The following is a 26080-nucleotide window of genomic DNA, read 5'->3' as shown; positions in this document are numbered from 1 at the left end:
TCAGCTCTGGGGATCCGCCACCGTGGTGAGACTGATCAACCTCGACACGCAGTGAGACAGATCGGGGAACCGCAGGTCACAGCAGTGGTCTCCGACACGAGCCGCGAGACCCTACACCGCTCCGGCCGTGCGAAGGGCCCGTACCCGGTGGGGTACGGGCCTTCGCGTCGCCGGCTCGCGACGGCGCGCTGGGGTGGCGGGGCGTCAGAGCGTCACGGTGGCGCGGAAGACGGTGGCGTCGTCGCCGTCGAGGCGGGTGGCGGTGCCGGTCGCGGGGAGGAAGACCGACCCGCCGCGGGCGAGGTCCAGCACGGTGCCGTCGGCGGCGGTGAGCCGGGCCCGGCCGGCGGTGCAGAGCAGGATCTGCGGGGCGCGGCCGTCGAGTTCGCGCTCCCGGCCGGTCAGCACGAAGCGGGAGAGCCGGAACTCGTCGATCGGGACGGGGAAGAGCTCCTCCCCGGGGGTGGTGTCGACGGCGGTCGGCAGCAGCAGCTCCGGCGCTCCGGGGGTGAAGTCCACCACCTTCAGCAGCTCCGGCACATCGATGTGCTTGGGCGTCAGCCCGGCCCGCAGGACGTTGTCGGAGTTGGCCTGCAGCTCGACGCAGACGCCGTGCAGATAGGCGTGCGGCACGCCCGCGCCGAGGTAGAGCGCCTGGCCGGGCCGGAGCCGGACGGCGTTGAGCAGCAGGCCGCCGATCAGGCCGCGGTCGCCGGGGAACTCGCGGGTGATCCGGCCGTAGAGCGCGTAGGGGCCGTCGGGGTCGCCGGCGGCGGCCTTGTCCACCGCGTCGGCGGTCTCCCGGACGGTCGCGGCGGCCGTGGCCTCGTCCATGGTGAGGATGGCGGCCAGTGTGGCGCGCAGGGCCTCGGCCTCGTCCTCGGCGCCGAGCAGCGCGATCAGCGGGTCGAGTGCCGGCACCCGCAGCCCGGCCATCAGGGCGGCCGCCCCGGCCGGTGTCCGGAAGCCGCAGAGACCGTCGAACTCGTCGAGCGCGCAGATGAGTTCGGGCTTGTGGTTGGCGTCCCGGTAGCTGCGGTGCGGGGCGTCGAGCGGCACGCCCAGGGCGTTCTCGGCGGCGTACCCGGCGCGGGCCTGGTCCAGGGTGGGGTGCGCCTGGATGGAGAGCGGGATGCCGGCGGCCAGGACCTTGAACAGGAACGGCAGGGCGGGGCCGAACCGGGCCACGGTGGCGGCGCCCAGCTCGCCCTCGGGGTCGGCGGCGATGAGCTCGTCCAGCGGGCGGAGCCCGTCGCCCCGGTCGGCGCGGGAGGGCGCTCCGGGGTGGGCCCCCATCCACAGCTCGGCCTGCGGTTCCCCGGTCGGTTCCTGCCCGAGCAGCTCGGGGAGCGCGGTGTGCGACCCCCAGGCGTACGGGCGGACAGTGTTGACGAGCCTGTCCATGCGCGCGGTCCTGCTCCTCTGCTGCTGTGCCTGGTGTGCCGGATCGCCGGGAGACGGCCCGGCGGGCGTGTGGTCCGGGCAAAGGCTGGGCATCGACCCTAGCCGACCGGTGCCGTCGGAAGGGAAACGGCCGGGGTCGGCCGGGAGTGCCAGAGCCGTACCGGCTGTTCGAGGACGCGGTAGTAGGATGCCAGGACGCAGTAATTTCCACAGTGGTTTCCAGGTCGGCGGGATGCCGACGGGGACTGCGTCTCAGAGTGCGGGCAACGGTGACTGGCACTTCCCGCCACCGGCCGAGAGGTTTGTACGTGACCGTGAACCAGCAGAGTTTTGCTGATCTCGGCAGGGTGCTGGTGATCATCCCGACGTTCAACGAAGCGGAGAACGTCGAGCGGATCGTCGGACGGGTCCGTGCGGCCGTGCCCGAGGCCCATGTCCTGGTCGCCGATGACAACAGCCCTGACGGGACCGGCGAGCTGGCCGACAAGCTGGCCGCCGAGGACCCGAACGTGCAGGTCATGCACCGTCGGGGCAAGGAGGGGCTGGGCGCCGCCTACCTGGCGGGCTTCCGCTGGGGCATCGACAACGGCTACGACGTCCTGGTCGAGATGGACGCGGACGGCTCGCACCAGCCCGAGGAGCTGGACCGGCTGCTGGGCGCGCTGCGCGGCGCCGACCTGGTGCTCGGCTCGCGCTGGGTGCCGGGCGGCCGGGTGGTGAACTGGCCGAAGTCGCGCCTGCTGCTCTCGCGCGGCGGCTCGACGTACTCGCGGCTGATGCTGAACGTGCCGATCCGGGACGTCACCGGCGGCTACCGGGCCTTCCGCAAGGAGACCCTGCTCGGCCTGGGCATGGACGAGGTCGCCTCGGCCGGCTACTGCTTCCAGGTCGACCTGGCCTGGCGCACGGTGAAGGCCGGCTTCAAGGTGGCCGAGGTGCCGATCACCTTCGTGGAGCGCGAGCTGGGTGCCTCCAAGATGAGCCGCCACATCGTGCTGGAGGCGCTCTGGCGCGTCACCTCCTGGGGTGTCGCCGACCGGGTCGCCAAGCTGACCGCCCGCGCGAAGGGCTGACCGGCGGCCGAAGAGACCGACCGCGCCCGGGCCCGCCTGTGAGAACAGGCGGGCCCGGGCGCTTCGTGCTGTCCGGGGTGGGCCCGTCCGGCGGGGCGGGCGGGGTGCGGCGCGGGCGGGTCAGCAGGAGCCGGGCTGCTTGAGGGCGCTGTCCGGCAGGTAGCGGTCGGCCCAGACGGCCAGCTCGGTCAGGGCCGGGCGCAGCGCGGCGCCCGCCTCGGTGAGCCGGTAGCTGACGCGCAGCGGCGGGCCCTCGTCGACCTGGCGCAGTACGAGCCCGGCCTCGGCCAGTTCGGTGAGGCGGTCGGAGAGCATGCGTTCGCTGATGCCGGGGACGGCCCGGCGCAGTTCGGAGAAGTAGCCGGGCCCGTTGTTGGTGAGCGTGGCCACGATCAGGCCGGTCCAGCGCTTGCCGAGCAGGGTGAACACCCGGGTCAGCGCGATCTCCGTGCCGGTGCAGGCGACCGCCGCCGCCCCGTGTTCCCCGGGGGTGGCGTGGACCTGCTCGGTCACCTCTTGCTGGGCCATGGGTACAGCGTACCGGTCTGTCCACTAGTGACTGCAGAAAAGTAAGCTGCTACGGTACTGATAGCTGCGGCGGAAAGAGCAGCTGCTTACTTTGATGGAGGTTCGCCATGCCCACTCTGCTGCACATCGACTCGTCCGCGTTCACCGACGGCTCGGTCTCCCGCGAGGTCTCGGCCGCCTACCGGGCCGCCTGGCAGGCCCAGCACCCCGACGGCACGGTGATCCACCGCGACCTCGCCGCCCTGCCGGTGCCGCACCTGGACGCCCACGGCATCTCCGCGGCCTTCACCCCCGCGGAGGGACGCAGCGCCGAGCAGGCGGCGGCCTTCGCGCTGCGCGAGGAGCTGATGGCGGAGCTGGAGCGGGCCGACGCGATCGTGATCGGCACCCCGATGTACAACTTCACGATCCCGTCCAGCCTCAAGGCCTGGCTGGACCAGGTGATCCTGATGGGCCGCACGGCGGGGGACACCCCCTCGGCGGCCGGGACCCCGGTGACGGTGGTCGCGGCCCGCGGCGGCTCCTACGCGCCCGGCGCCCCGCGCGAGCCCTACGAGTTCGTCACCACCTACCTGGAGAAGGTGCTGACCGGGATGCTCGGGCTGGAGGTCGAGTTCATCGTCCCCGAGTTCACCCTGGCGGCGACGGTGCCGGCGATGGCGGACTTCGTGCAGCACGCCGCCGACTCCAAGGCCCGGGCGCTGGAGGACGCGGCGCGCCTGGCCAAGGCCTCGGCCGCCTGACGGCGCCGTACCCCGCGCGGAAGGCGCGCCCCGCCGGGCGCGCCTTCCGCGCAATCGGCGGGCCGTGCTCCCATGCTGTAGGGCGCAGGGAGTCCGAGCGCCGACCGGAGGGAGCAGCCAGTGACGTCGTCCTCGCCCGAGGGGAGCGCCGCCGCGGAACGCGCGGGCGCCGCGGACGGCGACCGGGCCGGGGCGGACGGGGCGGACGCGGCCGGGACGGCCGGTGTCCGGCCGCTGGAGATCGCCGTGTTCACCGGTCCCGAGTCGGCCTTCTTCGCCACCTCGACCCTGATCCTCGGCGAACGGACCGCGATCCTGGTCGACGCCCAGCTCACCCGCAGCGCCGGCCGCGAGCTGGCCGAGTGGGTGGCCGGCAAGAACCGACGGCTGCTGGCCATCGTGATCACCCACCAGCACCCCGACCACTACTTCGGTGCCGAGGAGGTGCTGAAGCTCTTCCCGGAGGCGCAGCTGCTGGCCGCGCCGCCGGTGGTGGACGGCATCCTGCGCACCGCGGCCGCCAAGGTCGCCCAGTGGAAGCCGGTGTACGGCGACGACATCCCCGACCACCCGCTGGTGCCCGCGCCGCTGCTGCCCCAGCCGCTGATGGTCGACCGCCAGGTGATTCCGGTGCTGCTGTTCGGGCAGGGCGACTGCGAGGGGTCCACGGTGGTCCACGTGCCCAGCATCCGCACCGTGCTCGCCGGTGACTTCGTCTACAACGGCACCCACGTCTGGACGGCCGACACCACCCCGGAACAGCGCACCGCGTGGGTGCGCAACCTCGGCCGGATCGCCGAACTCGGCGCCGACCGCGTGATCGCCGGGCACCGGGCGCCCGAGCAGGACGACGACGCGGACCGGGTGCTCGCCTTCACCGGTGAGTACCTCCAGGACTTCGACCGGCTGCTGGCCGCACACCCGGACGACGCGGAGGCGCTGGTCGCCGCGGTGGGCGAGCGGTACGGGGAGCTGACCCTGCCGGCCATCCTGGAACTGAGCGTCGCCGCCAACCTCGCCCGCCCCCGCCCCCGCCCCCGCCCCCTGCCGGACGAGGACGGGATCGTCGACGCCGAACTGGTCGACGAGGACCCCGAGGACTGAGCCGGGGCGGACCGGGCGCCGCGGCGCGGATACTGGCGGCATGACGCCGTACGACGTGATCGTGCCCGCCGGGGGCGCCGCCCGCCGGCTCGGGGGAGCGGACAAACCCGGGCTGACCGTCGGTGGGACGGCCCTGCTCGACCGGGTGCTCGCCGCCGCCGCCGGTGCCCGCACCACCGTGGTGGTCGGCCCCGCCCGGCCCACCGCCCGGACCGGGATCCGCTGGACCCGCGAGCGGCCGCCCGGCGGCGGACCGGTAGCGGCCGTCGCGGCCGGTCTGGCCGAGGTGACGGCCGAGGTGGTGCTGCTGCTCGCCGCCGACCTGCCGTTCCTGGACGCGCGGACCGTCGGGCGGCTGACCGGGGCCCTCGCCGGGGCGGGGCCGGAGACCGGGGCGGTCGTCCTGGTCGACGCCGCCGGCCGCGACCAGCCGCTCGCCGCCGCCTACCGCACCGCCGCCCTGCGCGCCGCGCTGGCCGCCGCCGGGGACCCGGCCGGGCTGCCGCTGCGCCGGCTGACCGGCGGCCTGCGCACCCTGCGGCTGGCCGACACCGACGACGTGAGCCACGACTGCGACACCTGGGAGGAGCTGGAGCTGGCCCGGGAACGGGACCGCTCCCGCTGACGCCCGCCGCCCCCTCTCGTGGGGCGCCGCCGGCCGGTTCACGGGGGCCGGCGGCCCCCGTGCGGGAGACGACGCGCGGCGCTCATCGGGGAAACATCCCGGGGAAACCGCCGATCAGGCAGCATGGGGCCCATGGAGCGCACGCTGGATGACTGGATGGCCGAGGTCCGGGCCGAGCTGGGGATCGACCTGGACGTCGACGTCCCCGGACTGCTCGACCTCGCCCGGGTGGTCGCGCACGGGGTGGCCCGGCCCGCCGCGCCGCTGACCGCCTTCCTGGTCGGCTACGCGGCCGCGCAGCGCGGCGGCGGCCCGGAGGCCGTCACCGAGGCGTCCCGGCGCATCGCCGAACTCGCCGAGCGCTGGACGGCGGCGGCCGGGCCGGAGCACCCGTGAGCACGGTCGAGGAGGCCGCGGTGCCCGGTGGACGCTCCGCCGCCGGCCCGCTGACCTGGCCGCAGGCCCGGGCGGCCGCCCGCCGGGCCGGTCTGCACCCGCTCCCGCCGCAGCGCCTGGACCTGGCCGAGGCGCTCGGCCGGACCCTGGCCGAGCCGCTCACCGCCCTCACCGACCTGCCGGCCTTCGACACCTCGGCGATGGACGGCTGGGCCGTCGCCGGGCCGGGCCCCTGGCGGGTCGCCGGGCGGATACTGGCCGGGCAGTCGGGCGTGCCGCCGCTGGAGGACGGCGCGGCCGCCGAGATCGCGACCGGCGCCCAGCTGCCGCCCGGTGCCACCGCGGTGCTCCGGCGCGAGCACGGCGAGCGGATCGGTGCCCTGCTGCACGACCGGAGCCCGGGCTCGCTGACCACCGGCCAGGACGTCCGCCCGCGCGGTCAGGAGTGCCGCCGGGGCGAGGCGCTGCTGGCCGCCGGCACCCCGGTCGGCCCGGCCGTGCTGGGCCTCGCGGCGGCCTGCGGCCACGACGGGCTGGCGGTCCGCCGCCGCCCGGTCGTCGAACTCCTCGTCCTCGGTGACGAACTGCTCTGCGCCGGGGTCCCGCGGCCCGGCCTGGTCCGGGACGCGCTCGGCCCGCTGCTGCCGCCCTGGCTCCGGGCGGTCGGTGCCGAGGTGGGTGAGCCGCGGGCCGTCCGCGACGACTTCGGCCTGCTCCGGGACGCCGTCCGGCACTCCACCGCCGACGTGGTGGTCACCACCGGCGGCACGGCCGCCGGTCCGGTCGACTTCCTGCACCGGGCCCTGACCGAGGCCGGCGCCCGGCTGCTGGTGGACGGCGTCGCCGTCCGCCCCGGCCACCCCATGCTGCTCGCCGAACTCCCGGGCGGTCGCCACCTGGTGGGCCTGCCGGGCAACCCGCTGGCCGCGGTGGCCGGCGCCGTCACCCTCGCGCTGCCGCTGCTGCACGCCCGGGGCGGCCGGTCCGCCGGCGAGCCGGCGCTCGCGCTCGCCGCCGTGGACCTCGCCGGCCATCCCGCGGACACCCGGCTGCTGCCGGTGCGCCGCACCGCGCACGGCGTCGTCCCGCTGGCCTTCGACGGCCCGGCGATGCTGCGCGGCCTGGCCCGGGCCGAGGCGCTCGCCGTGGTGCCGCCCGGCGGCGCGGCGCAGGGCGCCACCGTCGAACTCCTGGAGGTCCCGTGAGTGCCCGCCGCCGTGAGTCGCCGCTGCGCCCGGTGACCCCCGGCACCGAGCCGTGGGCGGACGCCGGCATCGTGCTGCCCGCCCGGCGGACCGCGCCCGCCTTCCAGCAGGTCGGTTCACGGCTGCTGGTGGCCCTCGGCGTGCTGGTGGCCACCACCGTGATCGTCTGGCTGGACCGGGCCGGCTACAACGACAACGCCGGCGGCGGGGTGAGCTTCCTCGACGCGGCGTACTACGCCACCGTCACGCTCTCCACCACCGGGTACGGCGACATCACGCCGTTCAGCGACAGCGCCCGGCTCACCAACATCTTCGTGATCACCCCGCTGCGCGTGGTCTTCCTGATCATCCTGGTCGGCACCACGCTCGAAGTGCTCACCGAACGCACCCGTCAGCAGTGGCGGTTGAACCGCTGGAGGTCCACCGTGCGCGAGCACACCGTCGTGATCGGCTACGGCACCAAGGGGCGCAGCGCCGTCGACACCCTGCTCGGCCAGGGGGTGCGCAAGGAGGAGATCGTGGTGGTCGACCCGCAGCGCAAGGTGATCGACCAGGCCGCCCAGCACGGCCTGGTGGGAGTGGTCGGCGACGCCACCCGGACCGACACCCTGCTGCGCGCCGGACTGCCCGCGGCCGCGCGGGTGGTGGTGGCGCCGGAGCGGGACGACACCGCCGTCCTGATCACGCTGACCGCGCGTCAGCTGACCAAGGCGGCCACCGTGGTCGCGGCCGTGCGGGAGGACGAGAACGCCCCGCTGCTGCGGCAGAGCGGCGCCGACGTGGTGGTGACCAGCTCCAGTTCGGCGGGCCGGCTGCTCGGCATGTCGATGCTCAGCCCGCACGCCGGCGCGGTGATGGAGGACCTGCTCACCTACGGCAACGGCCTGGACGTGATCGAGCGCCCGGTGACCCGGGCCGAGGCCGGGCACGGCCCGCGCGAGTGCGAGGACCTCGTGGTGGCGGTGGTCCGCGGTCGCCGGGTGCTCAACTACACCGAGCCGGAGGCCCAGGTGCTCCAGCTCACCGACCGGGTGATCGTCATCAAGTGATCCGCCGGTGACTACAGTTCGTGTCATGAACGATCAACCGCAGCTCCCCTTCGGCACGTTCGAGACGGTCGCGCCGGCCCTCGACGTCCGCGACCTGCTGGCCGGGCCGGTGGCCGACGCCCTCGCGGCCTGGGCGGACCGGGAGGCCGCGCGGTCCGTGCTCTACGTGGACACCGACCCGGAGAAGGCGGACACCGCGGTGTTCTGCGAGACCTACGGGGTGCCGCTGGAGGCCTCGGCGAACTGCGTGGTGGTGGCCGCCAAGCGCGGCGGGGAGACCACGCGGGCCGCCTGCCTGGCGCTCGCCCACACCCGGGTGGACGTCAACCGGGCCGTCCGCAAGCGCCTGGAGGCGCGCAAGGCCTCGTTCGCGCCGATGGACGCGGCGGTCGAGCTGACCGGGATGGAGTACGGCGGCATCACGCCGGTCGGGCTGCCCGCCGACTGGCCGCTGCTGATCGACGAGGCGGTGGCCCGGGCGCCGTACGTCCTGGTGGGCAGCGGGCGGCGGCGGGGCAAGCTGATCCTGCCGGGCCGGGCGCTGGCGGCCCTGCCGGGCGCCGAGGTGCTGGCCGGGCTGGCCGGCTGAACAGGGGCGCTCCCGGCGGGCCGGCCGGGAGCGCGGACCGGGTTCGGTCGGCGCTCCCGCGGACTGCGCGGGGCGCCCCCGCCGCCCCGTCAGGACGCAGTAGCTTCGGGTCATGCATGCGATGACGATTCCCGAACCCGGCGGTCCCGACGCGCTGGTCTGGGCCGAGGTGCCGGACCCGGTGCCCGGTGACGGCGAGGTCCTGGTCGAGGTGGCGGCGACCGCCGTGAACCGGGCCGACCTGCTCCAGCGCCAGGGCTTCTACAACCCGCCGCCCGGCAGCCCGCCCTACCCCGGCCTGGAGTGCTCGGGCCGGATCGTCGCCCTGGGGGCCGGCGTGGCCGGCTGGGCGGTCGGCGACGAGGTCTGCGCGCTGCTGGCGGGCGGCGGCTACGCGCAGCGGGTCGCGGTGCCGGCGGGGCAGCTGCTGCCGGTGCCCAAGGGGCTCGACCTGGAGCAGGCCGCCGCGCTGCCGGAGGTCGCCTCGACGGTGTGGTCCAACGTCTTCCTGGTCGCGCACCTGCGCCCGGGGGAGACGGTGCTGCTGCACGGCGGGGCGAGCGGCATCGGCACGATGGCGATCCAGCTGGCCAAGGCGGTCGGCGCCCGGGTGGCGGTGACGGCGGGCAGCGCGGAGAAGCTGGCCCGGTGCGCCGAGCTCGGCGCCGACATCACGATCAACTACCGCGAGCAGGACTTCGTCGAGGTGCTCAGGGAGGCCACCGGCGGCGCCGGGGCGGACGTGATCCTGGACCTGATGGGCGCCGCGTACCTGCAGCGCAACGTCGACGCGCTGGCGGTCAACGGCCGACTGGTGATCATCGGGCTGCAGGGCGGCGTGCAGGGCGAGATCAACCTGAACACGCTGCTGCGCAAGCGCGGCGCGGTGATCGCGACCAATCTGCGCGGGCGGCCGCTGGCGGAGAAGGCCGCGATCGTGGCGGCGGTGCGCGAGCACGTCTGGCCGCTGGTCGAGCAGGGCCTGGTGCGGCCGGTGATCGACCGGGTGCTGCCGCTGACCGCGGCGGCCGACGGGCACCGGGCGCTGGAGGCCGGCGATCAGGTGGGCAAGGTGGTGCTGCGGGCCTGAGGCGGGGCGGGGCCGACGGGCCCGGGGAGTCGGTGGCCGGGCGGGGCGGTTGGTGCACGGCCGTTCGAAATGCCCGGAATGTCGGATTGTGTGACGCTGGTCCGGAGCTGTCCCGCCGCCGACCCCGCCCGTGCGCGGTCGGCCGTCGGAAGGACCTCGACCGTGGCCGCACCTTCGACCCCCTCGAACGCGCTCCTCGGGCCGCTGCCCGCCGCGCCGCCCCACGGCCGTGCCCGCACCCGGGGCCGGGCCGGTACCGGCACCCCGCGTGATCGGGGCGACCACCGGGTGCGGCGGCTGCTGACGATGGCGGTGCTCGGCCTCGCCCTCCCGCTGACCGTCGTGCCCCCGGCGGCGGCCGCCGGTCCGCAGCGGCCGTCCGGCCCGTGGGAGGCGGTCGCCGGGCCCGCCGCGTCGGACCCGCCCACCGTGCCCGCCGAGCCGTCCGAGCCGTCAGAGCCGTCCACCGCCCCCGAGCCCGGCGCTCCGGCGGCGGACGGACCGCAGCCCGGTGGCCCCGGGTGGTCCGGTTCGCCCTCCGCCGACGCCGGTCCGGCGTCCCCCGAGGCCTCGCCCCCGCCCTCCGCCGCACCCTCGGCCCAGCCGTCGGCGGCCGCGCCCCCGAGCACGCCGCCGGCCCCGGCCGCCACCCCGCCGCCCCCGGCCGCCCTCTCGGCGGCCGCCGCGCCGCCGTCGCACCAGGGCGGGCACCCGCGGCCCGGCCCGGCGCCCGTCGGCCCCCGAGCCGGTCACCGGCACCGCCCGGCCTCGGCCCCCGAGCGTGCCGAGCGGGTGCCCGACCGGTCGGAGCGGGGCCCGGAGCAGTCCGTCGAGGCCACGCAGGCCGTCCCGGACGCGGACCCCGGCACGCCGGACGGCGCCGCACCGGCCGAGGACGCCGTGCCGGACGGCGCCACGGTGGCGGCCGGAGCGACCCAGCAGGCCGCCGGGGCCGTCCCGGCCGTGCTGCCCGCCCGCTGGCGCGACGCCTCCACGCTCCAGCTGCCGCTGGGCGCCGGCCTCGGCCTGATCGGCTGCGGCCTCGGGCTGATCGGACTGCGCCTGCGCAAGGGCTGAGCCGCCGCCGCCCCCGCGCGACCTGAGTATCCGTACGGATGCCGGGCCGCCGTGCGGGGGCGTAGCGTCGTCAGCGGAAGCGGGTGCGGTGACCGCGGTGCCGCTGACCGGTGACCGTGGTGCGGGGCGGCGGTGCGGTCGGGGGTTCCACCCGGCCAACCCCAGTGAGGAAGAATGTTGTTCATGACGAATCCGATGAACGAGCGCTCGCCGCAGGACCTGTACCAGGCCATGGGCGGGCAGTCGCAGGACGGCCAGAAGGTGCTGATCGTCGGACCGGACGGGCTGCCCGTGGGCCAGGGGTTCGCCGGCTCGGCGCACGACGACGGTGAAGGGCCGCGCGAGCTCCCGGTGACCGAGATGGTGGAGCAGCCGGCCAAGGTCATGCGGATCGGCAGCATGATCAAGCAGCTGCTGGAGGAGGTCCGGGCGGCTCCTCTCGACGAGGCCAGCCGGGTCCGGCTGAAGGACATCCACGCCAGCTCCATCAAGGAGCTGGAGCTCGGCCTGGCGCCCGAGCTGGTCGCGGAGCTGGAGCGGCTCTCGCTGCCGTTCACCGACGACACCATCCCGACCGAGGCCGAACTGCGGATCGCGCAGGCGCAGCTGGTGGGCTGGCTGGAGGGGCTGTTCCACGGCATCCAGACCGCGCTCTTCGCCCAGCAGATGGCCGCCCGGGCGCAGTTGGAGCAGATGCGGCGGGCGCTGCCGCCGGGTCTGCACGGCGGCGAGCAGGAGGACGACGAGCCCGGCGAGGGCCGCGGCATCCGCTCCGGCCCGTACCTGTAGGCCCCCCACCGGCCCGGCGCAGCCGCCCCGGTCGGCGCCGCGGACCCCGTGGCGACCGCCCGGTATCGGACGTACCGCCACGATCCGGTGCCGAACGCACGACCGACCCACTACCGTCCGGTAGTGGGTCGCGGCTCGGACACAGTGTCGGCCCTGCGCCGATCACTGTCGCCGTGAGCCGATACCCTGAGCCCCTGTCGCAGGCCGGGCGAGCGCCGCGACAGGGGTCGGGTGGGCCACCAAACCGGGCCCGACCACGCACGGACGAGACCGAACGTCACGGTTGCGGCGGCACGACCGCGCCGAGGGGGAGCAGAGGACCATGAGCGAGCACGGCAACGCGGCGGTCGAGGGCCACTCCCTGGGCAACGGCAGGTACGTGCTGCAGCGGGTGCTGGGCGAGGGCGGCATGGCCTCCGTGCACCTCGCCTACGACAACGTGCTCGGCCGCTCGGTCGCGCTGAAGAGCATGCACGCCGAGCTCGGCCGGGACGAGTCCTTCAAGGAGCGGTTCCGGCGCGAGGCGCAGGCCGTGGCCCGGCTGGAACACGCCAACATCGTCACCGTCTACGACAGCGGCGAGGACGTCGCCGCCGACGGCTCCACCACCCCGTACATCGTGATGCAGCTGGTCGACGGCAAGGGCCTGCGCGAGGCGATCAACGACGCGGTCGCGCAGTACGGCGCGATGCCGACCGAGGAGGCGCTGCGGGTCACCGTCGGCGTGCTGAACGCGCTGGAGGCCTCGCACGACCAGGGGCTGGTCCACCGCGACATCAAGCCCGGCAACGTGATGTTCGACCGTAAGGGCAACATCAAGGTCATGGACTTCGGCATCGCCCGCGCGCTGGAGTCCGGGGTCACCTCGATGACCCAGACCGGCATGGTGGTCGGCACCCCGCAGTACCTCTCGCCCGAGCAGGCGCTCGGCAAGCCGGTGGACGCCCGCTCCGACCTCTACTCGGTCGGCGTGATGCTCTTCGAGATGCTCACCGGGCAGCTGGTCTTCGACGGCGACTCGGCGTTCTCGATCGCCTACAAGCACGTCCAGGAGGAGCCCTCGGCGCCGTCCACCGTCAACCGGGCGGTCAGCCCGGCGGTGGACGCCTTCGTCGCCCAGGCGCTGCGCAAGGACCCGGCGCACCGCTTCCCGAGCGCGGCGGCGATGCGCGACGAGGCGGAGCGGTTGATCGCGGCGGAGAAGGGCGGCGGCAACGGCAACCAGCTGGCCGCGAGCTCGCCGCTGGTGATCACCGACGGTCCGCGCTCGGTGCACGCCGGGCCGCAGGCCCCGCAGACCCCGCCGCCGTTCCAGCAGCAGTACCGGACGCCGCCGCCGGCCTTCCAGACCCCGCCGCCGCAGCACCCGCAGACGCCGCAGCCCTTCCCGCAGCAGTACCAGACCCCGCCGCCGGCCTTCCAGGCCCCGCAGCACTTCCCGCCGCAGGCGCACACCCCGCCGCCCCAGCCGATGCCGATGCCGACGCAGTTCCAGCCGGCCCCCGCGTCGAACAGCGGCGGCTGCTCCACCGCGCTCGTGATCGTCGGCATCATCATCGGTGTGATCGTCCTCGCGATCATCATCATCGCCATCGTGGTGACCAAGGCGGAGAAGACCAGCACCTCCCGGTCCGTCGAGCGGCCCGCGACCGTCCTGCACCTGGACGACCTGCCCGACCGGAATGGCCTGCTCTGACGCGGTGCGCCCGGATCGGGCGTGCTACGGGGGAAGTCCGGAGGCGGTAGCGTTCGGGGACACGAAGCGACAGGGCACCGCGATCCGAGCGAAGGCCCGGGGCGAGGAGCGATGGCACAGACGCAGCGGCCGGACGACGACGAGGGTGCCCGGGCGGCCGGTTCGACCGGCGGGGCCCGGAGGATGCCCGAGCCCGGCAGCGACAGCGCCGCCACCTCCGCACTCCCGCCGTACGGCGGCGGCCCGCAGACCCCCGGCCGCGGCACCGCGGCCCCGCTCGGCACGGTGGGTGACGGCCGCTACCGGCTGACCCACCGGCTCGGCCGCGGCGGCATGGCCGAGGTGTTCGCCGCCCAGGACGTCCGGCTCGGCCGGACCGTCGCCGTCAAGCTGCTGCGCCCCGAACTCGCCCAGGACGACATCGCCCGGCTGCGCTTCACCCGCGAGGCACACGCCGTCGCGGCGCTCAACCACCACTCGATCGTCGCGGTCTACGACACCGGCGAGGAGTACGTCGGCGACGAGTCGACGCCCTACATCGTGATGGAGCTGGTCGAGGGCCGGACCGTCCGCGAGCTGCTGGTGGACGAGGAGGAGCCGCCGGTCGACCAGGCGCTCATCATCATCGCCGGGGTGCTGGAGGCGCTCGCCTACAGCCACCGGCACGGCATCGTGCACCGGGACATCAAGCCCGCCAACGTCATCATCACCACCACCGGCGCGGTCAAGGTGATGGACTTCGGCATCGCCCGCGCGCTGACCGGCACCGCCAGCACCATGACCCAGACCGGCATGGTCATGGGCACCCCGCAGTACCTCTCGCCCGAGCAGGCCCTCGGCAAGCCGGTCGACCACCGCTCCGACCTGTACGCGGCCGGCTGCATGCTCTACGAGCTGCTCACGCTGCGCCCGCCGTTCACCGGCGACACCCCGCTCTCGGTGGTCTACCAGCACGTGCAGGACCCGCCGGTGCCGCCGGCGCAGGTCAACGCGAGGGTCCCGGCGGCGCTCGACCCGCTGGTGCTGCGCTCGCTCGCCAAGAACCCGGACGACCGCTTCCAGGACGCCGACGAGTTCCGCGCCCACCTCCAGCACGCCCTGCGCGAGATGCACGGCGGGGCCTGGGCGACGGGTGCCGCGGCGGCCGGGCTGGCGGCGGCCGGCCAGGGGCACAGCGGTGCCACCCCGATGCCCGGGGCGGACGGCGAGACGGCCGTCACCGCGCCGTTCGGCCTGGGCGGCCCGAGCGATTCGACGACGGTGCTGCCGTACCAGGTGCCCGGCGGCCCGCACACGCCGTCCTCGCCCTACCCCGGGGCCGGCGGCCCGTACGGCGGCGGCTCGTACGACGGTGGCTCGTACGACGGCGGTCACGGCGGCCCGGGCGGCGACGGCGGCGACGGGGACGACGACCGCCGCCGGCGGCGCGGGCCCTGGGCCTGGGTGGCCGGCGCCGCGGCGGTGTTCGTCGCGTCCGGTGTCGGGATCGCGCTCGCGCTCAGCGGTGGCGGTGGCGGCGGGACGAAGGACCCCGGCCAGACGCCCGCCCCGTCCGTCTCGGTGGTCTCCTCCTCCGACGCCGGTACGCCCACCGGTGGGGGGATCTCCCCGACCACGGTGGCGCCCAGCCAGACCAGCCGGAAGCCGAACCAGCCGACCGACACGAACAACAACAACAACCAGAGCCCGCCGGCCACCGTGCCCAAGCACTCGCCGAGCATGACCCCGACGCCCACCGGTACCAAGCCGTCGTCGACGACGACCCCGTCGTCCACCGGCACGCCGACCGGCGGGGGCACCGGGACGCCGACCGGCGGCGCGAGCGGGACGCCGACCAACGCCCCGACGGGCACCCAGCCGCCGCCGACCAAGCCGGCCACCCAGCCCCCGACCACCGCGCCCGGGGCCGGCGGCTGACCGGCGGCGCCGACCGGTGACGGTCAGTTGGCGAAGGCGTCCAGGACCTGCTCGTACTCCTGGCACCACCACGCCAGCTGGCCGGCCGAGGCGGGGTAGAGCGGGTCGGCCCGGTGGTCGGCCCGCTGGTAGCGCCACTGGAGCATCCAGAAGTCGTTGAGCCGCTCCCACCAGACCCGGTGGACGGCCGCCGCCAGGTGTTCCGCGGTGGCCGCCCCGGTGGCCCGGTACGCCTGCGAGTAGGTCCGGACCCGGACGAGGTCGAGCGCGCCCGACGTCCGGTCGTTGAAGACCAGGGTGGCCGACCGGACGGCCTCCTCGGCGCGCGGCTGCGGGCCGAGCTTGTCCCAGTCCAGGACGGCCGCGATCCGGTCGCCCGCGTGCAGCAGGTTGAGCCCGTGGAAGTCGCCGTGCGTCCAGCCGGTGGGCGGGGCGGCCTGCGGGACGGGCCGGCGGTGGGCGTACTCGGCGAGCAGGTCGAGCCGTTCGGTGAGGCGCCGCTCGACCAGCGCGTCCAGCGCGCCGTACGGGCGCTGCTCGCGGGCGCTGAGCCGGAGTTCGCGGGCCAGCCGGGCGCTGTCCAGCGGGTCGGCACTGTGGTAGCCGGCGGGTTGTGCGAGGGGGGCGCAGACGTCGTCGAGCGCGCCGTGCAGCCGGCCGAGCAGCGCTCCGAGCGCGCCGCACTGCGTCAGGGAGAGATCGCTGCCGTGCCGGTGCCGGCCATCGACCCAGGGGAAGAGCGCGAACAGCCGGCTGCCGAAGGACGCCACCGTGCCGGAGCGTTCGGCACACGCCAGCGGGGGAGCGACGGGCAGTCCGAGGGTCTCCAGCGCGGCCATCGCGCGGTGGTGCCCGGCGATCGATTCGCGGTGCGCGGTGGCGGCGTCGACGTAGCACTTCAGGAAGTACGTCCCGGCCTCGGTGGTGACCCGGTAGCCCCGGTTCAACAGGCCCTCGGCGACCGGCTCGGCGGTGAGCAGCCGCCCCACCCGGTAGCGGCGCAGGACCTCGGCCAGGACGAGGTGGGGAACGGGCGGGCTGAGGGTCCCTATCGGGGGTGCGGTGAGATCGGGGCGGGCCGGGGCACAGGCGAGGGTCTGGCTGAAAGTCACAGGCTGAGGTTAGGGCCCCCTGGCGGGGGTCCTTGACAAACCGTCAGAACTGTGATTCCCGGCGCTCTCAGTGCTGCTGATCGGCCTGGTGCCGTGCCACGAAGGCGGCTGCCTGGGTGCGCCGCTCCATGCCCATCTTGGCGAGCAGACTGGAGACGTAGTTCTTGACCGTTTTCTCGGCCAGGTGCAGCTCGTTGCCGATCTGACGGTTGGTCATCCCCTCGCCGATCAGATCGAGGATCCGCCGCTCCTGCTTGGTGAGCTGGGACAGTCGCTCGTCCTCCTTCTCGCCGCCGTCGCGCAGCCGGGCCAGCACCCGGCTGGTGGCCACCGGGTCGAGCAGCGACTTGCCGGCCGCGACGTCCCGGACGGCGGTGATCAGGTCGGTGCCGCGGATCGCCTTCAGGACGTAGCCGGAGGCGCCCGCCATGATCGAGTCGAACAGCGCCTCGTCGTCCGAGAACGAGGTCAGCATCAGGCACTTGATCTCCGGCAGCCGGGAGCGGACCTCCCGGCAGACCTCGACGCCGTTCCCGTCCGGCAGCCGGACGTCGAGGACCGCGACGTCGGGGTGCACGGCGGTGATCCGGGTGATCGCCTCGGCGGCCGTCCCGGCCTCGCCGACCACCTCGATGTCGTCCTCGACCGAGAGGAGATCGTGGACGCCCCGCCGGACCACCTCGTGATCGTCGAGCAGAAATACCCTGATCTGTCCGTTATCAGCCACGTGTAAAGCCTCCCATATCGCCGCAGGAGCGACCTATTGCCCGCGCCGCCCCCGGAACGCTATCCGGCCAGATCAGTCGAAAGCGATGCCGGTAACCCCCTTACGAACGGGGCTCCGCCCGGATAACGTGCGCAGGTGTCCTGAAGGCGACCGAATTGAGAGCTGCGCCACACCCGCAGTTGTAGGCCCTGAACAAGTAGGACGTCCTAGCGCAAGCGCGCCAAGGGCTGCCGCTGGGTAACGTTCTCGTGAGGGACGCCGTCGGAACAGGATCACCACCTGCCTTGCAGCCGGTGCGCACACCCACGCGCGCCCCGCGAGGCGGTGACCGGACCGGTCACCGGCGACCCCGGGCGGCCGGACAGACCGAGGAGTGAACGTGACCGTCAAAAGCACGGCGAGGGCCCGCAAGAAGGCGGCCCCCGGCGTCCCTGACACCCTCCGCGCCACGGGTACGGACGCCCAGCCGGAGCTCGTACAGCTGCTCACCCCGGAAGGCGAGCGGATCGAGCACCCGGACTACCCGCTCACCACCACCCCGGACGAGCTGCGCGCCCTCTACCGCGACCTGGTGCTGGTGCGCCGGTTCGACGCCGAGGCCACCGCGCTGCAGCGCCAGGGCGAGCTGGGCCTGTGGGCCTCGCTGCTCGGCCAGGAGGCCGCCCAGGTCGGCTCCGGGCGGGCCATGCGCACCGGTGACTACGCCTTCCCCACCTACCGCGAGCACGGCGTGGCCTGGTGCCGCGACGTGGACCCGCTGAACCTGCTCGGCATGTTCCGCGGCGTGAACCACGGCGGCTGGGACCCGAACGAGAAGAACTTCCACCTGTACACCATCGTGATCGGCGCGCAGACCCTGCACGCCACCGGCTACGCGATGGGCATCACCAAGGACGGCGCGGACGACGCGGTGATCGCCTACTTCGGCGACGGCGCCTCCAGCCAGGGCGACGTCAACGAGGCCTTCACCTTCGCCTCGGTCTACAACGCCCCGGTGGTCTTCTTCTGCCAGAACAACCAGTGGGCGATCTCCGAGCCCACCACCACCCAGACCAAGATCCCGCTGTACCGCCGCGCCTCCGGCTTCGGCTTCCCCGGCGTCCGGGTCGACGGCAACGACGTGCTGGCCTGCCTGGCGGTCACCCGCTGGGCGCTCGACCACGCCCGCAGCGGCAACGGTCCGGTGCTGATCGAGGCGTTCACCTACCGGATGGGCGCGCACACCACCTCCGACGACCCCACCCGCTACCGCCCCTCCGAGGAGACCGAGGCCTGGAAGGCCAAGGACCCGATCACCCGGCTCCGGGCGCTCCTGGAGAAGGAGGGCCTGGCCGAGGAGGAGTTCTTCGCCTCGATCGAGGCCGAGAGCGAGCAGCTGGGGCTGCGGGTGCGCGAGGGCGTGCGCACCATGCCGGACCCGGACCCGACCCTGATCTTCGACCACGTCTACGCCGAGCCGCACACACTGGTCGATGAGGAACGGGCCGAGTACGTCGAGTACGCGGCCTCCTTCGAGGCGGGGGAGAACCTCTGATGGCCGCTCAGCTCAGCATCGCGAAGGCGCTCAACGAGGCGCTGCGCAAGTCGCTGGAGAACGACCCGAAGACGCTCCTGATGGGCGAGGACATCGGCAAGCTCGGTGGCGTCTTCCGGATCACCGACGGCCTGCAGAAGGACTTCGGCGACAGCCGGGTGATCGACTCCCCGCTCGCCGAGTCCGGCATCGTCGGCACCGCGATCGGCCTCGCGCTGCGCGGCTACCGCCCGGTGGTGGAGATCCAGTTCGACGGGTTCGTCTACCCGGCCTTCGACCAGATCGTCTCCCAGCTGGCCAAGATGCACGCCCGCGCGCTCGGGCACGTCAAGATGCCGGTCACCATCCGCATCCCGTACGCGGGCGGCATCGGCGCGGTCGAGCACCACAGCGAGTCGCACGAGGCGTACTTCGCGCACACCGCCGGTCTGCGGGTGGTCTCGCCGTCCAGCGCGCACGACGCGCACTGGATGCTGTGCCAGGCCATCGAGTCGGACGACCCGGTGATCTTCCTGGAGCCCAAGCGCCGCTACTGGGACAAGGGGGAGGTCGGCGACGCCGCCGACCTGGGCCTGTACGACGCCCGGATCGTGCGCCCCGGCACGGACGCGACGCTGATCGCCTACGGCCCGATGGTCAAGGTCTGCCTGGAGGCCGCCGCGGCCGCCGAGGAGGACGGCCGCCGGCTGGAGGTCGTCGACCTGCGCTCGCTCTCCCCGGTGGACTTCGCCGCTCTGGAGGAGTCGGTCAAGCGGACCGGCCGCGGCATCGTGGTGCACGAGGCGCCGGTCTTCCTGGGTATGGGCGCCGAGCTGGCCGCCCGGCTGACGGAGCGGTGCTTCTACCACCTGGAGGCGCCGATCCTGCGGGTCGGCGGCTACCACGCGCCGTACCCGCCGTCCCGGGTCGAGGAAGCCTTCCTGCCGGACCTGGACCGCGTGCTCGACGCCGTCGACCGCGCGCTCGCGTACTGAACCGGGGAGCGAAGATGACCACCGAAGTTCGCTCGCTCCGCGAGTTCAAGATGCCCGACGTGGGCGAGGGCCTCACCGAGGCCGAGATCCTCAGCTGGTCCGTGAAGCCCGGTGACACCGTGACGGACGGCCAGGTCGTCTGCGAGGTGGAGACCGCCAAGGCCGCCGTGGAGCTGCCGATCCCGTTCAACGGGGTGGTGGAGCGGCTGTTCTTCCCCGAGGGCGCGACGGTCGACGTCGGCACCGTGATCATCTCGGTCGCGGTGGCGGGGGAGGCGGGCGCCGCCGCTCCGGCCGCGGCCGCCCCGGTCGCCCCGGTGGCCGCTCCCGCCGAGGCCGAGCCGGCCCGGCGCGAGGTGCTGGTCGGCTACGGTCCGCGGACCGGCGGTACCCAGCGCCGGGCCCGCCGGACCACCACGACCACCGTGGTCGCCCCGGCTCCGGCTGCTCCCGCGCCGGCCCCGGTGGCCGCCGCGCCGGTGGTACCGGCCCAGCCCACCGGTGACCGGCCGTTGGCCAAGCCGCCGGTGCGCAAGCTCGCCAAGGACCTCGGCGTCGACCTGCGGGCCGTCACACCGACCGGCCCGGACGGCGTGGTCACCCGCGAGGACGTGCACGCGCACGCCGCCGCGGCGGCCGCCGTCGCGGCGCCCCCGGCCGAGTCGGCCGCGGTGGCACCGGTGGAGCCGGTGGTCGTGGCGACCGCCGGCACCGGGGACGTCCGGGTGCCGATCAAGGGCGTCCGCAAGGCGACCGCGCAGGCGATGGTGGCCTCGGCCTTCACCGCCCCGCACGTCACCGAGTTCGTCCAGGTCGACGTCACCCGCACGATGAAGTTCGTCCGCCGGCTCAAGGAGAGCGGCGAGCTGGGCCGGGACATCCGGGTCAGCCCGCTGCTGCTGGTCGCCAAGGCGCTGCTGACCGCGATCAAGCGGCACCCCGAGATCAACGCCCAGTGGGACGAGGCGGCCCAGGAGATCGTCATCAGGGGCCAGGTGAACCTCGGCATCGCCGCGGCCACCCCGCGCGGCCTGATCGTCCCCAACATCAAGGACGCGGGCGGCCGCACGCTGTCCGGTCTGGCGGCCGCGCTCGGCGAGCTGATCGACACCGCCCGGCTGGGCAAGACCTCGCCGAACGACATGCAGGGCGGCACCGTCACCATCACCAACGTCGGCGTCTTCGGCGTCGACACCGGCACCCCGATCCTCAACCCGGGCGAGGCCGCGATCCTCGCCTTCGGCGCGGTCCGGGAGCTGCCGTGGGTGCACAAGGGCAAGGTGGTGCCGCGCCAGGTCACCACGCTGGCCCTCTCCTTCGACCACCGCCTGGTGGACGGCGAGCTGGGCTCCAGGGTGCTGGCCGACGTCGCCGCGCTGCTGGAGTACCCCAAGCGCCTGATCACCTGGGGCTGACCGGCCGGACCGAGGGAGGGCCCTGCTCCGCACGACAGTGCGGAGCAGGGCCCTCCGGCATTTCCGACACCGGACACCGGACACCGGACTCCGGACGAGCCTTAGCGCGTGGCGCGCAGCCGCCGCCCGGCGTACCGGACGCCCAGGCCGAGCACGAGCAGCACGGCGCCGAGACCGGCCGTCAGGATCCCGACGGCGGTGCCGGTCGGGGCCTGCTCCGGCATGCCGGTCGGCCCGCCGGCGGTGGGGCCGAAGGCGGGCGCGCCGACGGCGGCCCCCGGAGCGCCGAGGGTCGCCGCCGGGGCGGGCGGTCCGGACACCTGCCGGACGGCCGACGTGCCGGGGCCGGGCCCGTGGGCCGAGGCGGTGTCGGGGGCGAGCAGGTGCACGGAGCCGGCCAGGACGACGGCGACGGCGACGGTCGCGAGCCGGCGGCGGGTGGAGCGCGGGCGGGCGTTCTTCGCAGAAGTGGAGAAAACAGGCATGCGCACGACGTGACTCCCCGCAGTCATGAAGCCGATGGTGGGTGGAGGTGGCCGGTCCTGCCCCCGTCGGCCGGTAGCGCCCCCCCGGCGCTTCCCGGCTCGCTCTCCAGCCCTCCACTTCCAAGGACGCGCGGCCCCGCCGGAGGTTGCGGGTGGATCCGGAAGTCCTCCGGGATTCTTCGAAAGGCCCGCCGCCGGTGCCCGCTCCGCGATACTGCCGCCATGGCAGAGGAGCTGATAACCCGTTCGGCGGACAGTCGGACCGAGCCCGAGGAGCGCCGCTCGCTGCGGCGGGACGTCTCCCTCCCCGCCCTCCTGGCCGGGCTGGTGTGCATCGCGGTGTCGTTCTCCGGCCCGCTGGTGGTGGTGCTCGCGGCGGCGTCGGCCGGGCGGCTGGACGAGGCGCACACGGCCTCCTGGATCTGGGCGGTGGCCATCGGCAGCGGACTGCCCGGTCTGCTGCTCAGCTGGTGGACCAGGACGCCGGTGATCACCGCCTGGTCCACGCCGGGCGCCGCGCTGCTGGTCACCAGCCTCGGCGCGTACCCCTACCGGGAGGCGGTCGGCGCCTTCCTGGTGAGCGGGGTGCTGGTGACCCTGTTCGGTGTCACCGGGCTGTTCGGCCGGCTGATCGCCGCGATCCCGGCCGGGATCGTCAACGCGATGCTGGCGGGCATCCTGTTCTCCTTCGGCGCCGGCATCTTCGGCGCCGTCCACGGCGCGCCCGCCCTGGTGCTCGGCAGCTTCGCGGCCTTCCTGCTGGCGAAGCGGCTGGCGCCGCGGTACGCCGTACCGGTCGCGCTGCTGGCCGGCGGGGTGCTGGCGGCGGTCACCGTCGGGCTGCCGGTGCACCTCGGGTCCGGCGGGCCGACCGTGCCGGTGTTCACCGTGCCGGCCTTCTCCGGGCCGGCCATGGTGGGGCTGGCGCTGCCGCTCACCATCGTGGCGCTGGCCTCGCAGAACGCCCCCGGGCTGGGCGTGATGCGGGCCTTCGGCTACCAGCCGGACGACCGGCTGCTGATCGGGGCCACCGGCGGGGTCTCCGTCCTGCTGGCGCCGTTCGGCTCGCCCGGGGTGAACCTGGCCGCGATCACCGCGGCGATCTGCGCAGGGCCGGAGAGCCACCCCGATCCGCGGCGCCGCTACGTCGCCGGGATGTCGGCGGGTCTGCTCTACGTGCTGGTGGGCAGTTTCGGCGGGCTGCTGGTGAGCCTGTTCACCGGTCTGCCGAAGGAGCTGATCGCGGTGATCGCCGGGGTCGCCCTGCTGGCCTCGCTCCAGGGGAGCCTGGCCGCGGCCGTCGCCGACGAGGGCGGTCGGGACGCGGCGGTGGTGACCTTCCTGGCCTCGGCCTCCGGGATGAGCCTGCTCGGCATCGGCTCGGCGTTCTGGGGGCTGCTGCTCGGGCTGGGCACCCATCTGGTGCTCCGGGCGGGGCCGAAGCGGCGCGGCTGAGGCGTTGCGCGGCCGGGGCGCCCCAGGCCGGTGGTGTGCTCGGCCGGTGGTGTGCTCGGCCGGTGGTGTACTCGGCCGGGGACCACGGGGTGGGCCGGCTCCGCCGGAGGCGGCGCTGGTGGGTCACGGGCCATCCGGATCATCCACCTGATCGGACTCATGGGTATGACCGGGGTGATCCGGGTCGTTCGGCCAGGGCGGTGACATTTTCGCCGGACGGTGAGGGTGACACGCCGGTCCGGGTACGTCTTCGCGTCCACCACCCGGGCGACGCCGGGTGACCGGATCCCCGAGGACGCACCCGTATGCCGCCTGGCAACCCTGGCCGGCTCGTCCGGAGTCTGGCCGCGCTCGTGCTGGTGTCCACCGCCGTACTGCCCGCCGCCCTGGAGCTGGCCGGTCCCTCGCCCTTCGGGGTGATCGGGCCGGGTGCCCCCGCCGACCGGGCGGTGCCGCCGCACACCGCCCAGCGGGCCGACCTCCGCGCGGCCGGCGCCGCCCCGACCGTCGACATAAGGCGGACCGGGGACCCGGCGAACCGGATCACGCTGGTGCTGCTCGGCGACGGCTACAGCGCGGACGAGCAGGAGCTCTTCCGCGCCCAGGCCGACCGGGCCTGGCGGGCGCTGATGGAGATCGAGCCGTTCCGCAGCTACCAGGGGTTCTTCAACATAAGGCGGGTCGAGGTCGTCTCGGCGGACTCCGGCATCGCCGAGACCGAGAGCCGGGGCCGAAACCCCGGGACCCCGCTCGGCATGCACTTCTGGTGCGAGGGCACCGCCCGGCTGCTCTGCGCCGACGAGGCCGCCACCGCGCGCTACGCCGGCGAGGGCGACGGCCCGCAGTACCTGATCGCGCTGGCCAACTCCAGCGAGTACGGGGGTGCCGGCGGCACCGGGGTGACCACCCTGGCCGGCGGCAGCCCGGACGCGGGGCGGATCATCCAGCACGAGATAGGGCACACCGTGGGCGACCTCGGTGACGAGTACGACAGCGCGCCGGACGACGCCGACTACCCCAACCTCGCCACCGAGAACGCCGACGACATGCGCCGCAAGCAGACCAAGTGGTGGCGCTGGCTGGGTGCGGAGTCCCCGGACGGCGGCGGCACGATCGGCGCCTACCGCAGCGCCAACGGGATCTACCGGCCCACCCAGGACTCGGTGATGCGCACCCTCGGCGGGGCCTACAACCTGCCCTCGCGGGAGGCGATCATCGAGGAGATCTACCGCCGGATCCGGCCGACCGACACACCCGTGCCCGCCCCGGGCGAGGTGACCGGCCGCCCCCGGCTGGAGGTCCGGCCGCTGCCGCTGGTCGGGACCCGCGCGCTGCAGGTGGACTGGAAGGTGGACGGCGCCGCGGTGGAGCCGCAGGCGCCGGACCGCAGCTGGCTGGACACCGCCGCGCTGAACCTGTCCCCGGGGCAGAGCGCCACCGTCACGGCCACCGTCCGGGACACCACCGACTGGGTCCGGGACGAGGCCTTCCGCGACCGCTACATGACCAGGACGGTCTCCTGGACGGTCACCGGCTGAGCCGGGCCCGCCCCGCCCCGGACCGAGGGTCGAATGATGGGATGACTAATCTGGGGACACTATGTCCGTGGAGCCCGCCAGTTCAGCCCGCCCCCTGTCCGTTCCCGCTCCCCCGGCCGCCGCCGGGCCGACGCCCTCGGCGGCCCCCGTGCCCCCGGCGGCCCCCGTGCCCCCGGCGGCCCCCGTGCCCCCGGCGGCCCTCGTGCCCCCGGCCACCGGGATCCCGGCGCCGCCCGGCGGCCGGGCCGCCTGGCTGGCCTGGTCCATCGGCGTCAGCGTGTACGTCCTCGCGGTGATCCACCGGACCAGTCTCGGGGTGGCCGGGCTGGACGCCGCCGACCGCTTCGCGATCGGCGCCTCCGCGCTCTCCACCTTCTCGATCCTCCAGGTGCTGGTCTACGCGGCGATGCAGATACCGGTCGGCCTGCTGGTCGACCGGTTCGGCCCGCGCCGGGTGCTGCTGCTCGGCGTCCTGCTGCTGAGCGCCGGGCAGCTCGCCTTCGCGTTCTCCTCCTCCTTCGGGCCGGCGCTGGCCTCCCGGGCGGTGCTCGGCTGCGGTGACGCGATGACCTTCATCAGCGTGCTGCGGATCGCCGCGCGCTGGTTCCCGGCCGCGAAGAACCCGTTCGTCGCCCAGCTGACCGGTCTCGCCGGGATGGGCGGGAACCTGGTCACCACCGTCGTCCTCGCCGACGCCCTGCACCGGGAGGGCTGGACCCCGACCTTCACCGCGATCGCGCTGCTCGGAGTGGCGGTGTTCGCGCTGGTCGCGCTCTTCCTGCGGGAGGCTCCGGCGGGCGCGCCGCAGCGGGCCGCGGCCGCCGGGCCGGGAGGCGTCGGGCCGGGGGGCGCGCCGCTCCGGCCGGGCGTGGGCCGGCAGGTCCGGCTGGCGTGGTCGGAGCCCGGCACCAGGCTCGGCCTCTGGGTGCACTTCACCACCCAGTTCCCCGGCAACGCCTTCGGCCTGCTCTGGGGGATGCCCTACCTGGTGGAGGCCCAGGGCATGTCGCGCACCGCGGCGGGCGGGCTGCTGACCCTGCTGGTGCTCGCCAACATGTCCTTCGGCCTCCTCTTCGGCCGGGTGCTCTCGCGCACCGCCCGGGCCCGGATGCCGATCGTGCTCACCGTGATCGCCGCCACCGCGCTCGGCTGGGCGCTGGTGCTGGCCTGGCCGGGCGGGCACCCGCCGCTCTGGCTGCTGGTCGGGATCATCCTGGTGATGGGCAGCAACGGCCCGGCCTCGCTGGTCGGTCTGGACTACGCCCGTGCGCGCAACCCCGTGGAGCGGCTCGGCACCGCCTCCGGGATCGTCAACATGGGCGGCTTCATCGGCACGATGATCACCCTGTTCGGCATCGGCGTCCTCCTGGACGCCCTCACCCCGACCGGCACCGGCGGCTACTCCGCCGACGCCTTCCGCTGGGCCTTCTGCTGGCTCTACGTGCCGCTCGCGGCGGGCACCCTGATGATCCTGCGGCTGCGGCGCAAGGTCGCCGAGCGGGAGCGGGGCGCGGCGGCGGGCGTCTGACGGCCCGCCTCCGACAGCCGGCCGGCC

22 protein-coding genes and 2 pseudogenes are annotated in these 26080 nt (G+C 74.7%); 19 read left to right on the top strand and 5 right to left on the bottom strand.

The features are described from left to right. Positions 1–204: 204 nt before the first annotated feature. The gene (manA, locus tag ABZ495_RS27620) at positions 205–1404 is read right to left on the bottom strand and encodes a mannose-6-phosphate isomerase, class I (protein WP_329488770.1); all 1200 of its coding nucleotides are present in this window, start codon (positions 1402–1404) and stop codon (positions 205–207) included. Between the two features lie 308 nt (positions 1405–1712). Here manA and ABZ495_RS27615 point away from each other — a divergent pair, with 308 nt between their 5' ends. Further along, entirely contained in the window at positions 1713–2477 is a 765-nt protein-coding gene (locus ABZ495_RS27615) for a polyprenol monophosphomannose synthase (RefSeq protein WP_329488769.1), read from the top strand. Positions 2478–2597: 120 nt separating this feature from the next. Here ABZ495_RS27615 and ABZ495_RS27610 read toward each other — a convergent pair whose 3' ends face one another. Next, positions 2598–3005 (bottom strand): helix-turn-helix domain-containing protein, encoded by a 408-nt coding sequence (locus ABZ495_RS27610; RefSeq protein WP_359838614.1) that lies wholly within the window; start codon positions 3003–3005, stop codon positions 2598–2600. A gap of 107 nt (positions 3006–3112) precedes the next feature. On the opposite strand from ABZ495_RS27610, the gene ABZ495_RS27605 reads away from it, so the two are divergent. From ABZ495_RS27605 to ABZ495_RS27550, 12 genes and pseudogenes are all read left to right on the top strand, one after another. Continuing rightward, positions 3113–3748 (top strand): NAD(P)H-dependent oxidoreductase, encoded by a 636-nt coding sequence (locus ABZ495_RS27605; RefSeq protein WP_329488767.1) that lies wholly within the window; start codon positions 3113–3115, stop codon positions 3746–3748. Positions 3749–3868: 120 nt separating this feature from the next. Next, positions 3869–4852 carry an MBL fold metallo-hydrolase gene (locus tag ABZ495_RS27600; RefSeq protein ID WP_359838612.1) on the top strand — a complete coding sequence of 328 codons (984 nt, stop codon included), beginning with the start codon at positions 3869–3871 and terminating at the stop codon, positions 4850–4852. Between the two features lie 40 nt (positions 4853–4892). Then, positions 4893–5468, top strand: a pseudogene (locus ABZ495_RS27595) (NTP transferase domain-containing protein); the annotation flags it as partial. A gap of 153 nt (positions 5469–5621) precedes the next feature. Beyond that, positions 5622–5873, top strand: a pseudogene (locus tag ABZ495_RS27590) (DUF6457 domain-containing protein); the annotation flags it as partial. Further along, positions 5870–7078 (top strand): molybdopterin molybdotransferase MoeA, encoded by a 1209-nt coding sequence (locus ABZ495_RS27585; RefSeq protein WP_359838610.1) that lies wholly within the window; start codon positions 5870–5872, stop codon positions 7076–7078. The pseudogene ABZ495_RS27590 and the gene ABZ495_RS27585, both read left to right, overlap by 4 nt. 68 nt (positions 7079–7146) lie before the next feature. Next, the gene (locus ABZ495_RS27580; RefSeq protein ID WP_352288628.1) at positions 7147–8127 is read left to right on the top strand and encodes an NAD-binding protein; all 981 of its coding nucleotides are present in this window, start codon (positions 7147–7149) and stop codon (positions 8125–8127) included. A gap of 25 nt (positions 8128–8152) precedes the next feature. Next, positions 8153–8716, top strand: a complete 564-nt coding sequence (locus ABZ495_RS27575) for a YbaK/EbsC family protein (RefSeq protein ID WP_352288518.1) — start codon at positions 8153–8155, stop codon at positions 8714–8716. A gap of 112 nt (positions 8717–8828) precedes the next feature. Beyond that, complete coding sequence (locus tag ABZ495_RS27570; protein WP_329488761.1) at positions 8829–9806, top strand: NAD(P)H-quinone oxidoreductase; 978 nt, start codon at positions 8829–8831, stop codon at positions 9804–9806. Positions 9807–9968: 162 nt separating this feature from the next. Beyond that, on the top strand, positions 9969–10883 hold the full coding sequence (locus ABZ495_RS27565; RefSeq protein ID WP_359838608.1) for a hypothetical protein: 915 nt from the start codon (positions 9969–9971) through the stop codon (positions 10881–10883). Between the two features lie 231 nt (positions 10884–11114). Next, positions 11115–11672 (top strand): bacterial proteasome activator family protein, encoded by a 558-nt coding sequence (locus tag ABZ495_RS27560; RefSeq protein ID WP_359808997.1) that lies wholly within the window; start codon positions 11115–11117, stop codon positions 11670–11672. Positions 11673–11994: 322 nt separating this feature from the next. Beyond that, positions 11995–13368: a protein kinase gene (locus ABZ495_RS27555; protein ID WP_359808976.1), complete on the top strand. Its 1374-nt coding sequence runs from the start codon at positions 11995–11997 to the stop codon at positions 13366–13368. Positions 13369–13479: 111 nt separating this feature from the next. Then, a complete protein-coding gene (locus ABZ495_RS27550; protein ID WP_359838606.1) occupies positions 13480–15285 on the top strand; it encodes a protein kinase in 1806 nt (601 codons plus the stop codon). A 23-nt stretch (positions 15286–15308) separates the two neighbouring features. Here ABZ495_RS27550 and ABZ495_RS27545 read toward each other — a convergent pair whose 3' ends face one another. Together ABZ495_RS27545 and ABZ495_RS27540 are read right to left on the bottom strand one after the other, a co-directional pair. After that, positions 15309–16397, bottom strand: a complete 1089-nt coding sequence (locus ABZ495_RS27545) for a phosphotransferase (RefSeq protein WP_329488757.1) — start codon at positions 16395–16397, stop codon at positions 15309–15311. A 67-nt stretch (positions 16398–16464) separates the two neighbouring features. Beyond that, positions 16465–17124: a response regulator transcription factor gene (locus ABZ495_RS27540; protein ID WP_359808971.1), complete on the bottom strand. Its 660-nt coding sequence runs from the start codon at positions 17122–17124 to the stop codon at positions 16465–16467. Positions 17125–17497: 373 nt separating this feature from the next. Between ABZ495_RS27540 and pdhA the strand changes: the two genes are divergently transcribed. Genes pdhA through ABZ495_RS27525 form a run of 3 tightly spaced genes read left to right on the top strand, consistent with a single transcriptional unit; the run spans position 17498 to position 21047 of the window. Continuing rightward, positions 17498–18658, top strand: a complete 1161-nt coding sequence (gene pdhA, locus ABZ495_RS27535; RefSeq protein WP_352288502.1) for a pyruvate dehydrogenase (acetyl-transferring) E1 component subunit alpha — start codon at positions 17498–17500, stop codon at positions 18656–18658. After that, positions 18658–19632 (top strand): alpha-ketoacid dehydrogenase subunit beta, encoded by a 975-nt coding sequence (locus ABZ495_RS27530; RefSeq protein ID WP_359838604.1) that lies wholly within the window; start codon positions 18658–18660, stop codon positions 19630–19632. The genes pdhA and ABZ495_RS27530 overlap by 1 nt, the downstream gene beginning before the upstream one ends. A 14-nt stretch (positions 19633–19646) precedes the next feature. After that, positions 19647–21047, top strand: coding sequence for a dihydrolipoamide acetyltransferase family protein (locus tag ABZ495_RS27525; RefSeq protein ID WP_359838602.1), 1401 nt, complete (start codon positions 19647–19649; stop codon positions 21045–21047). Positions 21048–21148: 101 nt separating this feature from the next. Here the strand turns inward: ABZ495_RS27525 and ABZ495_RS27520 are convergent, their stop codons facing one another. Continuing rightward, complete coding sequence (locus ABZ495_RS27520) at positions 21149–21538, bottom strand: hypothetical protein (RefSeq protein WP_359838600.1); 390 nt, start codon at positions 21536–21538, stop codon at positions 21149–21151. A gap of 216 nt (positions 21539–21754) precedes the next feature. Between ABZ495_RS27520 and ABZ495_RS27515 the strand changes: the two genes are divergently transcribed. The 3 genes from ABZ495_RS27515 (at position 21755) to ABZ495_RS27505 (ending at position 26053) form a co-directional block, all read left to right on the top strand. Continuing rightward, positions 21755–22987 (top strand): benzoate/H(+) symporter BenE family transporter, encoded by a 1233-nt coding sequence (locus tag ABZ495_RS27515; protein ID WP_359838598.1) that lies wholly within the window; start codon positions 21755–21757, stop codon positions 22985–22987. Between the two features lie 305 nt (positions 22988–23292). Then, the gene (locus ABZ495_RS27510) at positions 23293–24525 is read left to right on the top strand and encodes a M64 family metallopeptidase (RefSeq protein ID WP_359808963.1); all 1233 of its coding nucleotides are present in this window, start codon (positions 23293–23295) and stop codon (positions 24523–24525) included. 202 nt (positions 24526–24727) lie between these two features. Continuing rightward, positions 24728–26053, top strand: a complete 1326-nt coding sequence (locus tag ABZ495_RS27505; RefSeq protein ID WP_359838596.1) for an MFS transporter — start codon at positions 24728–24730, stop codon at positions 26051–26053. Positions 26054–26080: the final 27 nt, after the last annotated feature.

Source organism: Kitasatospora sp. NPDC005748 (assembly GCF_040630735.1).
Taxonomy (GTDB): Bacteria; Actinomycetota; Actinomycetes; order Streptomycetales; family Streptomycetaceae; genus Kitasatospora.
This window is presented reverse-complemented; position numbering and strand designations above follow the sequence as displayed.